Below are 14,423 nucleotides of genomic sequence, written 5' to 3' on the forward strand. Positions count from 1 at the left end.
TGGAAAGATATTTGTTATGGAAAGGAAATAAACATGGCGAAACAGATGGTAACGGCTGCAGTACTCACCGCACCTCGTACGATCAAGCTTGAACAGTTCGAAAAACCGCGTGTGAATCCTGAGAATGCTTTGGTGCGTGTCGAGGCATGCGGGCTATGCGGCACGGATGCAGAGCAATACATTGGCGCGATTAAGTCATTGAATATTCAATATCCCATCATCCCCGGACATGAGGTGGTCGGGATCATTGAAAAGATTGGTAAAAAAGCGGCGGAAAGATGGGGCGTGAAGATCGGAGACAGAGTCGTTGTGGACTCGCTAATTCCTTGTCGCCACTGCGATAATTGTACGGTTGGCCAGTTCAATCTTTGCAGCGGTTGGAACAAAACGATGATGGGGTACTCGTATGTAAGCTGCGAAGTGTCTCCTCATTTATGGGGCGGATACGCAACCCACATGTATTTGCACCCCAATTCGCTGGTCCGTAAAATAGATAAAACCGTTGCAGCGGAAAAAGCGGTTTTGTTTAATGCTCTTGGAGGAGCGATCCATTGGACTTATGAGCTGCCTAAACTGAAGTATGGCGATCGCGTGCTCGTAATCGCTGCCGGTTTAAGGGGGGTGATGTGCTGCATGGTTGCCAAAGCCATGGGGGCTTCCCAAGTGATCTTAGCGGGCATTCAGCTCGATGAACAGCGTCTCGGAAAAGGGCTGGAACTTGGCGCCGATCACTCGATTATCGTTGACAAGGAAGATTTGGTTCAGCGTATCAGGGAGCTTACGGACGGTAAGGGGGTAGATATCGTCATCGATTTGTCGCCTCATGCCACTGAATCGGTTATTCAAGCCCTTGAAGTCATTGCGAAAAACGGAACAATCGTGCTGCTTGGATTGAAAAACAACGCCGAGATCAAAGGTTTCGTCAGTGACAAGCTCATCATGAAAGCATGCACCATAATCGGCGGACATGGCGTCAGTTATACGGCGTTTAAGCGTGCGATCTCCATGATCGAAGCAGGAAGCCTGCCGCTCGATAAGCTGCAGACGAAAGTTTTTCCGTTAGACGAAGCACACCTGGCGATGGCGACATTGGCTAAAGAAATTAAAGATGATGAGGTTAACAGCATTGTTATTATGCCGGCTCTGCGAGGCTAAATCAAATACTTGCAGGGCTCACTTTTCGGGAATGCTAAGATTCTAGTATTCGACATTGATATAAAATCAATAGGGGGTCATAAAAATGAGCTTGTTCAAAAATAAATTGCCGATCTTGTTAAGTGTTTGCATCTTGATGTTGACCCTAATTGCCGCTTGTGGAAACAATCCGGGCCATGATACACCTGCGAATACAGAAAAAAAGGAAGCGGAACAAGCAGCTGATCAAGGTTCCATTAAAATCGGAGTATTCCATGATATCAGCGGGCCAGGCGCCCTGCCTGCCAGCATGATGCTCAAGGGATCGAAAGTTGCTGTCCAGATGATCAACGATGAAGGCGGCGTGAACGGCCGATCGGTTGAACTTATCGTTGAAGACGACGCAGGCAGACCTGAGAATGCTGCACGTATTGTAGAAAAGCTAGCCTCCAATGAGGAAATTGTGTTTCTTTCGGGCGGGAATAACTCCAGTATAGCGGCTGCTGCGGATCCGGTCGCCCGGAAAATGAATATCCCGTTCATGGTCATATCAGGAGCTGGGTATGAACCCAAGGGAAAAGACTCAGATTTGCTGGTCGCTTCCACCATCAATTTCATAACCGGCGGCGAGTCTTTCATCAAGTTCGCGCTGGAGCAGGGTTGGAAGAGAGGGGCGACGCTCAACCCCACCGATGTTACCGGACAATTGATTGAAAGCTTTATGGACGGATGGATAAAGCAGTATAAAGACCAAGGGCTTGAAATCGTTGCGCGCGAAAGATATGATTCCAAAGCGCTGGACGTCACTCCGCAGCTATCCAAAATCAAAGAGCAGAAACCGGACTTTATCATGAGTTACGGAATCGGAGAAACAGCTGCAATCGTCATTCGCCAATCACAGCAAGTTGGATTAAAAGTTCCGATAGGCATTTCCGGAGCCAATGCTTTCCCGGCATTTCTCAATTTGATTAAGGACGTGCCGGACGGTCAAGTCTTTACTTATAGTGACAAAATCATGATATGGAAAGACCTCCCTGACAGTGATCCTCATAAGAAGTTTTTAGAGAAATATTATCTTACATTTAAGAAGCTCTATCCGGATGACGAACCTAGTTTGACTCATTCTGCGGGAGCCGACAGCATTCTGATCGGACTTGCGGCAGTGAAGCAGGTGGGAGCGGATCGCGAGAAAATCCGTAAATATCTTTCCCAGGGCAATCAAAATATTCAGGCTGTACAGTCGACTTATAATTTTACGGCCGATGACCGGTGGGGGTATTCAGACGATACGATCGTGACCATAACGAACAAACAAGGCAAATGGAAGCTCCCTTAATCCTTATATTCAGATTTGAGGTGAAAGTCGGTGAGTTCGTCTCTTTTTATCCAATACCTGTTTTCGGCGTTGACTTCGGGTGGTATTTACGCAATGGTCGGTATCGGATTTGTCATCGTGTATCGAATATCCAAAATACTTAACATTGCACAGGGACACCTGTATGTATTAAGCGCTTTCTTAGCGATGACCATGATCGATTCTTGGGAAGTTTCACGTTGGTTTTCCATTCCCCTTGTCGTAGCAGCCGTTTGTACAATCATGGTCATTTTACATCGTTTAACGATGCATCCGATCCGGAATAAAGACATGTTATCCAAATTGTTAATGACTGTGGGATGGGTGTTTATCATCGAGGGAAGTTTGGAATGGATTTACGGACCTACCCCACGTTCCCTATCGGCGTTTCCAGGACCTAAAGTTTTGAACTTCCAAGACGCAGCGATCTCGTTTCAGAGCATTTGGGTGTTGGGCGCCGCCATTGTAAGCTCCATCCTGTTATACGTATTTTTAACGCGAACGACGATCGGGAGGGCCATGGAGGCTTGTTCTGAGAACGAAACGGGGTCAAAATTAGTAGGGATTCATGTTGAAAAGATGCTGATCCTTGCGTTTATTGTATGTGCTATGTTCGGAGCAGTGGCTGGTATCGTAGGCGGCCCTTTATCTTATGTCACTTATGCGGCAGGTATGGGCTTAACGATTAAAGGATTAACCGCAGCGATTGTCGGTGGAATCAATCACATCTATGGCGCGCTGGTCGGCGGTGTGGTTTTAGGACTATTGGAAGCGTTCTCTGCAGGTCTCATTTCGACGCTTTTCTATGAGTTAGTTAGTATCTTGGCTTTGTTGATTATATTAGTGGCTAGGCCTCAGGGCATTTTAGGGGGGAGATAATGCGCGAAAAAACGGTATTTTATACTTTGCTCCTGTTGCTCGCCGTGATCCTCCCTTTCATCTATCATGATTTGGACCTTGTTCTAAGAGCTGTACTGATGGCTTGCGCTGTCTTGGGATTGCAGTTGTTAATGAGCTACGGAGGACAAATATCGCTTGGTAACGCTGCCTTCATGGGTCTTGGAGCCTATATATCCGGTGTTTTATCGGTGAAATTCGGTTTGCCTTCTCTTCTCACCATATTTGTTGCAGTCGCCGTTACCGCACTGATTGCACTGATCGTCGGTTATCCGTTGCTGAGATTGAAGGGGTATTACTTGGCCTTGGGCACATTGGGCTTTCGGATTGTCAGTTACTTCGCTTATAAGCACCCTGTACACTTGGACCGGTGGGCCGGCAGGATTGATCGGCATTCCCGATATCGGTTGGGGAGATTTTGAAATCACGAATCGCGCGACATACTACTATATCGCGGTTGCCATGTTCGCCATCTTTTTCTGGTATTCCAGCAATCTGATGAAGTCTCGTGTTGGGCGCGCACTGTTGACGTTGAAGAGCAGTGAAAATACGGCTGAAGCGATGGGGATAAGAACGGCGAAAGTGAAGCTTCAATTTTTCGTGCTCTCCGCCGTATTCGCGGCATTCTCAGGAGCGGTGATGGGTCATTATCTTGGCATTATCGTGCCTTCGCAGTTTAACGTCATCATCTCGATCGAATTGCTAATCGCGATGCTGTTGGGCGGCGAAGCGATTCTGATCGGATCGCTCGTTGGCTCGCTTCTGTGGTTCTTCATCTCGGATTTCACCCATTCCGTGGCCATCCCTCGAATGTTTATGCTTGGACTGATCATGATTGTTCTCATTCTCTTTGTTGAACACGGCGTATCACAGGCATTTATTAAGGTCTATAACCGGATTAAAACGGGGATAACAGGGAAAAGTCCGGAGAAGCGAATCGTCCAAGGGGGTGAAACGAATGACATATCTTGAGGTGAAAGATGCTATGAAGCGTTTTGGGGGACTGCAAGCTGTCAATAACGTTTCATTCTCCATAAAAAAAGGCACCATATTTTCAATGATAGGCCCTAATGGTTCTGGAAAGACAACTCTGTTGAATCTGATTACGGGTTTTCTCCCGTTGACGGGCGGAAAGATTCGTTTTGAAGGGCGTGAAATATCGGGTAAAGCCCCTTTTCAGATTGCACATCTCGGAATCATCAGAACATTTCAGAACGGATCGATCGTGAAGGACGCAACCGTACTGGATAATGTGATGATTGGTGCTTATCGCTACACAAAATCCGGATTTTGGACAGGTGGATTTTCGACTCCCAACTCGAGAAAAGAAGAGAAATGGATTAGGGAAAAGGCGAAGGAAGTATTGAAAATCGTAGGTTTGGAACAAATTGCAAATCAGCCGGCATCCACATTGCCCTTTGGTTATCAACGATTAATCGAAGTAGCCCGCGTGCTGCTCTCCGAACCGAAAGTCATGCTTCTCGACGAACCCGCCGCCGGATTGAACGATGCGGAATCTTTGCGGCTCGGGGAAGCGATCAAGACAATTAATCGGGAGCTCGGAATTACGACAATACTCGTGGAGCACCACATGGGCGTTGTGATGGAAGTCTCCGATCAAATCATCGTTTTGAATAACGGGGAAAGGATAGCGGAAGGGATAGCCCGGGAAATTTGCCAAAACCCTCAAGTCATTGAAGTTTATTTGGGGAGGGAATCCGTAGGTGCTTAAACTCAACGATTTGTCTGCTTCCTATGGAAGAGTTCAAGTTCTCTTTAATATATCGCTCGAAGTGAAGGATAAATCTGTTGTAACGCTGATCGGCACGAACGGAGCAGGGAAAAGCACGACATTGAAAGCGATATCCGGACTGCTCACGTCCGTGAAAGGAAGCATTACATTTAATGGCGAGGAATTGATAGGCACGCCGAGCGATTGGCCCGTGAAATTGGGAATTGTACATGTGCCGGAGGGAAGGCAGCTTTTCAGTAAAATGAAAGTCAAAGAAAACTTGGAATTGGGAGCGTACCTGTACGCCGGACGCCGCACCGAAATTCGGGAGAGAATGGAGTATGTATACCATATATTTCCCAAGCTAGCTGATCGCAAAGATCAGCTAGCCGGCACCTTAAGCGGCGGAGAGCAGCAAATGCTTGCCATCGGTAGAGGTTTGATGAGCAAACCGAAAATTCTGTTACTGGATGAACCTTCCTGGGGGCTTGCTCCTATCGTCACTCAGCAGATCTTCGATGCGCTTAAGCAACTCCCGAATCAGGGAACGTCTATCCTGCTTGTGGAGCAGAACGCGTGGTTGGCACTAGAGATCGCCGATTACGGTTATTTGATTCAAAACGGTAGCGTTGTCGATTCAGGACGATCCTCCGAACTGAAAAAGCAGGACCATGTTCGGGAAATTTATATGGGGAAATAAGGTTTTAAAACCAAGAATACTTAAAAAAGTGATTGAAGTTACAAGGGATGTATGTTACCATCAACTAAGATACTAGTATAACATTCATGAGGTGAACTATGGGAGAGAAAATTGGCATGTGGTCACAGATGGTGGGAACTCCGCTGAGGCAATACTATATCAACGCAAACGGTATACGGACGCGCATTCTGGAAGCCGGGGAAGGGGAACCGCTGATCTTCATTCATGGAACGGGTGGACACCTTGAAGCTTACGCCAGAAACATCAGCGGATTATCCGAGAACTTCCGGGTCATTGCCTATGATATGGTTGGCCACGGATTCAGCGACAAACCGGATAGACCGTACACGATCGATTATTTAAGCGATCATCTGATTAGCGTCGCGAAGGGACTGGGACTTGAAACCTTCAGCCTGTCCGGCGAATCGCTAGGCGGTTGGGTCGCGGCCTGGACTGCCGCTCATCATCCGGAATTCGTTAATAAATTGATTTTGAATACTCCGGGTAATATTACGAACAAGTTGGAGGTCATGAAGCAAGTCAAAGATTCAACGGTCAAAGCGGTCATGGAAGCAACGTATGAGAATGTCCGGACCCGCCTGGAATGGTTGTTCCACGATAAAGGTTTCGTGACCGATGAACTCATAGCCATCCGCTACAAAATCTATACCCAGCCAGAGTTTAAGAAAGCCGTACATCATATCGTGTGCCTTCAGGACTGGGATATCCGCAAAGATTTCGCTTGGGGTCCAGAGTGGTGCGGACAAATAAAATCTCCGACATTGCTGCTGTGGACCGATAACGATCCGACGGGAACGCTGGAAGAAGCGCAACTCCTGAAATCATGGATTCCCGGCAGTATGCTCTATGTGATTGGAGATGCCGGGCACTGGCCGCAATGGGAGAAGGCAGGGGAATTTAACGATATTCATCGCACATTTATCAGAGAAGGGAGTTATTAATCATGGGGGCAAGAAGAGGAATAGATTACATCGAGCGTTTAAAAAACAACCCGCCTGAAACCTGGATAGGCAAGGAAAAGGTTACGGATCCCACAACGCATCCTCTCATCGCTCCTGCGGTGCAATCGATCGCACGATTGTATGATTCGCAGTGGGAACCTGAGAAGAAGCCCTATATGTTATCGAAATCTCCCGATACCGGTGAATGGATCGGCAATTCCTTTCTGGTTCCTAAATCAAAGGAAGATCTGGCTTTGCGCCGGCTCATGCACCGCGATTGGGCGGAAGAAACGTACGGTATGATGGGGCGGTCTACAGATTTTATGAGCGCGATGTTAACAGCCTGGTATGTGAATTCGGATTTTTTCGGGCCATATGAGGAAAACGTGCGGCATTATTTTGAACACGTGCGCGAAAATGATCTGTATCTGACACACGTGCTGATCGATCCGCAGGTTGATCGCTCCAAACCGCCCTCCGAGCAGCCGGACGAATTTACGTATCTGGGTGTGGTCAAGGAAACGGATGAGGGAATCATTGTCCGCGGGGCAAAAATGCTTGCGACAGCCGGTCCGTATGCGGACGAGATGCTTGTATGGCCGTTTCACTTGCGCAAACCGACGGAGAAGGATTACAAATATGCCATTTCGTTTGCTTTGCCATTAAATACGCCGGGCGTCCGATTAATTTCTCGCGAGCCTTTTACACGTAAATCCGTCTATGACCATCCGCTCTCTTCACAATTTGACGAGCTGGACGGCGTCGTCATCTTCGACGATGTGCTCGTCCCCTGGGAGAGGGTGTTTATCTATCAAGATGTTGAACGGGTTAACACGATCTGGAAATTAAACTCCAATGCGATGACAGGGCACCAAACAGCAATTAGATTGCAAGCCAAGCTGCAGTTTCTCGCAGGGCTTGTGATGAAATCGACAGAAATGGTCAATACCAATCAGTTTCCCCATGTGCAAGACATGATGGGAGAGATAACGACTTATATCGAATTGATACGGGCTGCCGTAATAGCTTCCGAAGTTACCGCTCAACCGAACTCGGCCGGGATTTATATGCCGAATGTTACACCTTTGTACGCGATCCGTAATTCCGGAAATCGCTGGTATCCGAGAGTTAGGGAAATTATACAGTTTGCCATTGCCGGCGGCTTGATGTACCAACCTGCAGATGCCGGTGTGTTTGATAGCCCGATCGCAGGCGATATCCGCAAGTACTACCGAGGTGCCGACGTTACGGCCGAGGAGAAAATCAAGCTGTTCAAAATTGCGGCAGATATCGCTGTTTCGGATTTCGGCTCCCGTCACGAATTGTACGAACGGTTCTACTCAGGCGATCCGATGTTCCTGCGGATTCAAACGCAATATACCGCTTACGACAAGTCAGAATCACTGGCCTTGGTTGATAGGCTGCTTGCATCGTATGAATTAGAAAAACCGGTCCAAGAAGGAGTCGGAAAATGACAGGGTCCTTATAAGCAGGGGGGAATCTAATGAAAAACGATAACTTTTCAATCAAGGAAGTAAAGTTCAATGAATTTCTTGCTAACTTGAAGAAATTGAAGCAGCGTGATAAGCAAGAGATCTCAGCCGATGGTTTGGTCGTTCATCCTGAAGATGCCATCTGGCTTGACAGTAAAGCAACGGGCAATCCGACCGAGATCGGAATTTTGGTCGACATTCCGGCCAAATCAATGGAATTCTATTTGCAGCGGATACCGGCAAACAGCAGTTCAGATTTGCAGCGTCACGTACATGAATCGATCCATTACGTGCTCGAGGGTGAAGGTTATTCGGAAATTGGAAATCAGGTTGTGAAGTGGTCGAAGGGAGATTTTGTCTATACCCCTCCATGGATCTGGCATAGACATTACAATCCGAACGATTCCGATGTAAGGATGCTGCTGATCGAGAATTCCAGACTGTTGGACAGTCTAGACGCCAACCGCCGGGAAAGTCTAGGGCTCGTAAGTTTTGAGGAACAATTTAAACCTGAGCATGAATAATTGGAGGAATTGACCATGGGGATTTTTAAATTTGCAAACGCTTCAATTCGAGTCAATGATTTGGGGCAATCGTTGGAATTTTATCGCGACATCATTGGTCTGCACGAAATTGCCACGGACAATAACACGATTTATCTCGGCTGCGGCGCCGACAAAACATACGACATCGCAATCCAGCAAGGAGGAACAGGTTTAAGTCGTTTTGCCTTGCAGGTGAAAAGCGATGATGATTTCTCTTATTTTGAAAAGAAATTATCCGCAATCGGCGTTTCCAGCGAACGAGTTTCGGATCCGGAACCGGGTAAAAAAGCGGCGCTGAGATTCACGTCCCCCTCGAATCATCAAATTGAGCTTGTCATTGTTGAAGACAGGCCGAAGTACATTCATCCGACTGTCAATCATTTAGGAAGCAGAGGCCTGGGTCTGCTGGACGCCGACCACATCACCGTAAATACCCAGGACGTAAAAGGTTTTGTGGAATTTCTGAAAGCCGGCCTCGATTTCAGCATCTCTGACGTGTTTGAACCGGCGCCGGGCGTATGGGCTGCAGCCTGGTCGCATGCATCCGATTACCACCATGATGTGGCGGTAATTGGGACGCCGGATCATACGACGATGCACCATTATGCGTTTCAGGTAAATGGTATGGAAGATATGAAACGGGCCGCCGATTTGCTGGCGCAGGCCGGATACTCCATCGAGGTTGGTCCGGGCAGACACCGGGTGGGGGGAAACCTGTTCACGTATTTCCTGGATCCAAGTGGGAATCGGATCGAGTTGTCCGCAGAAATGCCAAGAGCGGATCATGAGATCAGTCATAAGGTATGGGACAATTTCCCATTTGCCTACAGTGCATGGGGCCAATTCCCTACCGAATCGTTCGGAAAAGGATCTTGATCGTTATGAGGGATTATTCTCTTCCAATGATCGCTGAAAGTTTATTCAACGCGTTGGCGAATAAGCAAGCGATCCCGCCCTTATCGGAAACATTTCCTTCCCTAACCGTCGAGGATGCTTACCGGATCCAAAAACATTTAGCCGATCTGCATCAGGTTAGAGGCCGCCGTATTATCGGACAAAAAATCGGGCTGACGAGCGAAGGCATCCAACAACAGTTAGGCGTTTACGAACCGGATTTCGGGGTAATTTTTACGGGATCTTCCTTTGAGAACGGATCCATCATTGCTGCGAGCGAGATGATCGCTCCACGCATCGAAGCCGAAATTGCCTTTGTACTTGATAAAGATTTAATGGGACCGGGTATTACGTCCGGTGACGTTCTGGCGTCGACGAAAGCGGTATTACCTTCCTTTGAACTGATTGACAGCCGCATTCAAGATTGGAAAATCAAAATCGTGGACACGGTTGCTGACAATGGTTCGCACTGGGGTATGGTTCTCGGCAGCGCGATGGCGAGGCCGGATCGAATGGATTTGCGAAATATCGGACTCGTACTTGAAAAGGATGGTAAAGTCATCGATACGGCGGCCGGAGCCGCCGTACTAGGGCATCCTGCACGTTCGGTCGCTTGGTTAGCCAACAAATTATCCGAGTGGGGAGAAAGCTTGAAGGCGGGACAGATCATTCTCTCCGGTTCTTTCACTAAAGCGTTCGATCTTCTGCCTGGTCATTATAAGGCGACATTCGGCGAAGGACTATCTTCTGTGGAGGTGTATGTGAAATAATGGAAAAACAAGTTAAAGTTGCTATTTTGGGTTCCGGAAACATCGGCACTGATTTAATGTATAAGATTCTCAAAAAGCCGGAGCAGATGACATTAGGCCTGATGGCAGGCATTGATCTACAATCCGAGGGACTTGCCAGGGCGAAAGCGGAAGGTGTTCCGGTTTCAGCGAACGGAATTGACGCCGTATTGGAAGATCCGGATATTCAAATCGTGTTTGATGCGACAAGCGCAAAAGCGCACAGCAGCCACGCCAAACGGTTGAGAGAATCTGGCAAGATCGCAGTCGATTTGACTCCAGCGGCGGTTGGCCCCTATGTGGTTCCGTCCGTCAACTTAACGGAGCATATCGATAAAGACAATGTCAATATGATCACTTGCGGCGGTCAGGCCACGATCCCGCTCGTTTATGCGGTGAGCAAAGTGGCAAAGGTCGAATATGCAGAGATGGTTTCGACAGTGTCCAGCAGTTCAGCCGGACCCGGAACGAGGCAAAATATCGATGAGTTTACGTTTACGACGTCCCGGGGGATCGAAGTCATCGGCGGTGCGGAAAAAGGTAAAGCCATTATTATTCTTAATCCTGCCAAACCGTCGATTATTATGCGTAATACGCTATATCTCGCTTACAAAGACGGAGACAGCGATCAGATTCAGCACTCGATCGACCTAATCGTCCGTGAAGTCCAGCAATATGTACCTGGTTATGCACTAAGAGGAAAACCCATATTCGACAAACGGGATACTCCTCAGGGGAAAAAGGATATTGTTATTTTACTGCTGGAAGTAGAAGGTGCCGGAGACTTTCTCCCTCCGTCTGCAGGCAATCTTGACATTATGACTGCCTCCGCGAAACGGGTGGGCGACATGCTGGCGAAAAATATCATTCACATGTTAGCGCGGGAATAACCGGATGCAGATTCGATTCTCGTGACCGAAAGGATGGGTAAGGAATGGGAGAACAAAAGATCAGAATTATGGATACGACGCTTAGGGACGGTTCCCATGCCGTCCGGCATCAATTTACGAAAGAAAATGTGCGGCAGATTGTCCAGGCATTGGATGAGGCGGGAGTTCCCGTCATCGAGGTGACACATGGTGATGGTTTGGGCGGTTCGACGATACAGTACGGTGTGTCGCTCGTTGATGAAATGGAGTTGATTGAGGAAGCGGTAAAAACGAGTAAGCGCGCGAAAATCGCCGCATTACTCCTTCCCGGTGTCGGCACCAAGAAAGAATTAATGCAGGCTAAAGATATCGGAATTGAAATGGTGCGCATTGCAACGCAATGTTCTGAGGCTGATGTGTCACAGCAGCATTTCGGACTAGCCAAAGAACTTGGTCTTGAAACCGTAGGGTTTCTCATGATGGCGCATATGCTTCCACCTGAGGAATTGGCAGAACAGGCTAGTTTGATGGAGTCTTATGGAGCCGATACGGTGTACATTGTGGACTCGGCAGGAACCATGATGCCTGATGATGTTTCGGACAGAGTAGACGCATTAAGGAAAGTTTTACAAATTCCGATCGGCTTTCACGGTCACAACAATATGGGTTTGGCCATCGGCAATAGTATTGCAGCAATTAAAGCGGGCGCGTTGAACATAGATACCAGTACACGCGGTTTGGGCGCGGGCTCGGGGAATACTCAAACGGAAGTTCTTGCAGGTGTATTATCCCGCCTGGGCTATGAAACAGGAATCGATTTGTTTAAGATTATGGACGCTGCAGAATATATCGTGAATCCGGTCATGCATGACCAGATGATTATCAACCGGGACGCGCTGACGATCGGATGTATGGGTGTATATTCAACGTTTCTTATCCATGCGAAAAACGCAGGTGAGAAGTTTGGTGTGGATCCCAGAAATATTTTGATGGAACTGGGCCGCCGCAAAGCGGTGGCGGGCCAGGAGGACTGGATCCTGGATGTAGCCGCCGAATTATCTGAGATGAAAGGGTGATCAGGATGATCGAACCGATTGAATATCGCAATGTGATGGGACGTTTTGCTTCCGGAATCACGATCGTATCGACATCGGAGGGGGATCAAATCCATGGAATGACTGCTAACGGGTTCGTATCGGTTTCCTTACATCCCCCACTGGTTTTAGTGTCGATTGATCATAGAGCGAAAATGCATCAACTGTTGCCGAAGACACGAAAGTATGGGATCAGCATCCTGAAGAATGACCAGGAAGCGGTGTCTCGCCATTTTGCCGGTCATCCAATGGAGGAGGCTCCCTCATTTTTTTGGAGAGAGGGTTTACCCTTTATTGAAAATGCACTCGCTTATGTGGCATGCGAGGTTGTCGAGCAGCATGAAGCCGGAGATCATACGTTGTATATCGGACAAGTGGAATGGCTTTCCTATGAACAAGGGGGAGAACCACTGATCTTCTTTGCAGGAAAGTATCAGAAACTGGAACTAAAGGGGAATTCCGGGTGATATTACGACTGGGGCATATAATCATGAAATGGAGTTCGCCAGCTAGAAAATAAAGCCATACAATGCTAAAATAGATAATCGACACGATATTATGTATACTATGACATATAAGTTGTAATTGGAGGAAGTAAGAGCGAATATGAGGGAAATCACATTGTCGAAAACGATTCGAACTTATGAATATATAAAAGACGGACTGATTTCGGGAAAGTGGACGTTCGGGGATGAGATCTCGGTCATAGAGATCGCAGAAGAGCTTGAAGTTTCCAGGCGTCCAGTCATCGATGCCTTGAAGCGATTAGAGGCTGAATATTTTGTGGAGATCGTGCCCCAAACCGGATGCAGGGTAAAAAAGTACACGCAGGAACATATGGTCGATCATTTTTTAACCGTTATGGCATTGGAGGGCATGGCAGCCTTTCTGGCCGCACAACGAAGGGAAGACCATGAGGTTCAAGAATTATATATGATTAATGAACAATTGGCTAAATTGGTACAAGAGCATGATTCCAAAGATCGTTACTTTAACAAAAACAGAGAATGGCATTATGGGATTCTAAAGATGTCCCGATCGGAAAAATTACTTAACATCACGCAAAGCCAATGGGATCTGAATGATTTTTTCCTGTGTAATATTCCTTCTTTTTCCCAAAATCAAACAAGTACAGTCACGGAGCACGATATGATTATCGAAAAAATTGCAGCAAAAGATGCAGTAGGCGCCCGTACGTTGATGGAAGCCCATGTATCGACATTCGCCTCATTGATCCAAAAAACACAACTACCTCAAACAACAAAACTTTAACAATCACAATGTTGCACAATATAAAGGATCAAACAAGCTGACATATGGCTGAATACCCGTGCCAGCTTGTTTATTAGGGCTCGCCTCAGTGGAATAGATGAGACCGAGATCAGGCAAACCGCGGCTCGCTGTATAGGCGGCTCCTGATAACTACAGGAACTTGAAACAACGACATCAACATTTTACGGTTGACATTTTTGAATGAATGATTTATGCTCAAACTAAGATATTAGAATCACAATAAAAGAACGAAACCGCAAACATCATTTTACTTACCATAAACTAAGATACTAGAATATCATTTCTTCTGTTGTTCAATCTTCACATATTTTGCGTAATGATGCCTGCCGATCAGGTTCTAATGAAGGGGGGCTAGAAGAGTATTTGGATATTTGAAGAGTTTCTTTGGTTTTGTTGATCTTGGATTTTTTAGGACGTTACTGTATCGGGGCCGCCCAACCTGGGCTGCTAAGGTTTGTGAAAGCGCTTTAATAAATTGGATCTCAAGTTAACTCATGAAACCCCCTTAGACCAGCGAAGCTGAACCAGATGCTCACGGCATGCTTGATCCGAATCGAGCTTCACTTGAAATTTCTTCAAAGTCATCCTTTCTTGTTGCCTCATGACAATCACTCCCGAACATTCGTTCTTACCTGAATACGGATTCGAATAATAAAATATGTAATTAA

At 47.1% G+C, this 14,423-nt stretch carries 16 protein-coding genes; all 16 read left to right on the forward strand.

Annotated features, from left to right (window positions below; all coding sequences use genetic code 11):
• Nucleotides 1-33 precede the first annotated feature (33 nt).
• A complete protein-coding gene (locus FKP33_RS17350) occupies nt 34-1,155 on the forward strand; it encodes a zinc-dependent alcohol dehydrogenase (RefSeq protein WP_141335880.1) in 1,122 nt (373 codons plus the stop codon).
• A gap of 85 nt (nt 1,156-1,240) precedes the next feature.
• The gene (locus FKP33_RS17355; RefSeq protein WP_127609777.1) at nt 1,241-2,470 is read left to right on the forward strand and encodes an ABC transporter substrate-binding protein; all 1,230 of its coding nucleotides are present in this window, start codon (nt 1,241-1,243) and stop codon (nt 2,468-2,470) included.
• A 30-nt stretch (nt 2,471-2,500) separates the two neighbouring features.
• Nucleotides 2,501-3,367, forward strand: coding sequence for a branched-chain amino acid ABC transporter permease (locus tag FKP33_RS17360; RefSeq protein WP_127609775.1), 867 nt, complete (start codon nt 2,501-2,503; stop codon nt 3,365-3,367).
• Nucleotides 3,367-3,807 (forward strand): branched-chain amino acid ABC transporter permease, encoded by a 441-nt coding sequence (locus FKP33_RS17365; protein WP_141335881.1) that lies wholly within the window; start codon nt 3,367-3,369, stop codon nt 3,805-3,807. The genes FKP33_RS17360 and FKP33_RS17365 overlap by 1 nt, the downstream gene beginning before the upstream one ends.
• On the forward strand, nt 3,770-4,357 hold the full coding sequence (locus FKP33_RS17370; protein ID WP_181410193.1) for a branched-chain amino acid ABC transporter permease: 588 nt from the start codon (nt 3,770-3,772) through the stop codon (nt 4,355-4,357). The genes FKP33_RS17365 and FKP33_RS17370 overlap by 38 nt, the downstream gene beginning before the upstream one ends.
• Nucleotides 4,344-5,117 carry an ABC transporter ATP-binding protein gene (locus FKP33_RS17375; protein WP_127609771.1) on the forward strand — a complete coding sequence of 258 codons (774 nt, stop codon included), beginning with the start codon at nt 4,344-4,346 and terminating at the stop codon, nt 5,115-5,117. Before FKP33_RS17370 ends, FKP33_RS17375 begins: the two co-directional genes overlap by 14 nt.
• Nucleotides 5,110-5,817 carry an ABC transporter ATP-binding protein gene (locus FKP33_RS17380; RefSeq protein ID WP_141335883.1) on the forward strand — a complete coding sequence of 236 codons (708 nt, stop codon included), beginning with the start codon at nt 5,110-5,112 and terminating at the stop codon, nt 5,815-5,817. The genes FKP33_RS17375 and FKP33_RS17380 overlap by 8 nt, the downstream gene beginning before the upstream one ends.
• Nucleotides 5,818-5,915: 98 nt before the next feature.
• The gene (locus tag FKP33_RS17385; protein ID WP_054796247.1) at nt 5,916-6,779 is read left to right on the forward strand and encodes an alpha/beta fold hydrolase; all 864 of its coding nucleotides are present in this window, start codon (nt 5,916-5,918) and stop codon (nt 6,777-6,779) included.
• 2 nt (nt 6,780-6,781) lie between these two features.
• Nucleotides 6,782-8,254 carry a 4-hydroxyphenylacetate 3-hydroxylase family protein gene (locus FKP33_RS17390; protein WP_141335884.1) on the forward strand — a complete coding sequence of 491 codons (1,473 nt, stop codon included), beginning with the start codon at nt 6,782-6,784 and terminating at the stop codon, nt 8,252-8,254.
• Nucleotides 8,255-8,283: 29 nt separating this feature from the next.
• Nucleotides 8,284-8,796, forward strand: coding sequence for a cupin domain-containing protein (locus FKP33_RS17395; RefSeq protein WP_141335885.1), 513 nt, complete (start codon nt 8,284-8,286; stop codon nt 8,794-8,796).
• Between the two features lie 15 nt (nt 8,797-8,811).
• Nucleotides 8,812-9,693: a VOC family protein gene (locus tag FKP33_RS17400; protein ID WP_127609765.1), complete on the forward strand. Its 882-nt coding sequence runs from the start codon at nt 8,812-8,814 to the stop codon at nt 9,691-9,693.
• Nucleotides 9,694-9,719: 26 nt separating this feature from the next.
• Nucleotides 9,720-10,481, forward strand: a complete 762-nt coding sequence (locus tag FKP33_RS17405) for a 2-keto-4-pentenoate hydratase (protein WP_127609763.1) — start codon at nt 9,720-9,722, stop codon at nt 10,479-10,481.
• Nucleotides 10,481-11,389, forward strand: a complete 909-nt coding sequence (locus FKP33_RS17410; RefSeq protein WP_127609761.1) for an acetaldehyde dehydrogenase (acetylating) — start codon at nt 10,481-10,483, stop codon at nt 11,387-11,389. Before FKP33_RS17405 ends, FKP33_RS17410 begins: the two co-directional genes overlap by 1 nt.
• A 44-nt stretch (nt 11,390-11,433) precedes the next feature.
• A complete protein-coding gene (gene dmpG, locus FKP33_RS17415; protein ID WP_141335886.1) occupies nt 11,434-12,444 on the forward strand; it encodes a 4-hydroxy-2-oxovalerate aldolase in 1,011 nt (336 codons plus the stop codon).
• A 5-nt stretch (nt 12,445-12,449) separates the two neighbouring features.
• Complete coding sequence (locus FKP33_RS17420; protein ID WP_141335887.1) at nt 12,450-12,929, forward strand: flavin reductase family protein; 480 nt, start codon at nt 12,450-12,452, stop codon at nt 12,927-12,929.
• Between the two features lie 154 nt (nt 12,930-13,083).
• Complete coding sequence (locus FKP33_RS17425) at nt 13,084-13,734, forward strand: GntR family transcriptional regulator (RefSeq protein ID WP_164751937.1); 651 nt, start codon at nt 13,084-13,086, stop codon at nt 13,732-13,734.
• The last annotated feature ends 689 nt before the right edge of the window (nt 13,735-14,423 follow it).

Source organism: Paenibacillus sp. tmac-D7 (assembly GCF_006519665.1).
Classification (GTDB): Bacteria; Bacillota; Bacilli; order Paenibacillales; family NBRC-103111; genus Paenibacillus_G; species Paenibacillus_G validus.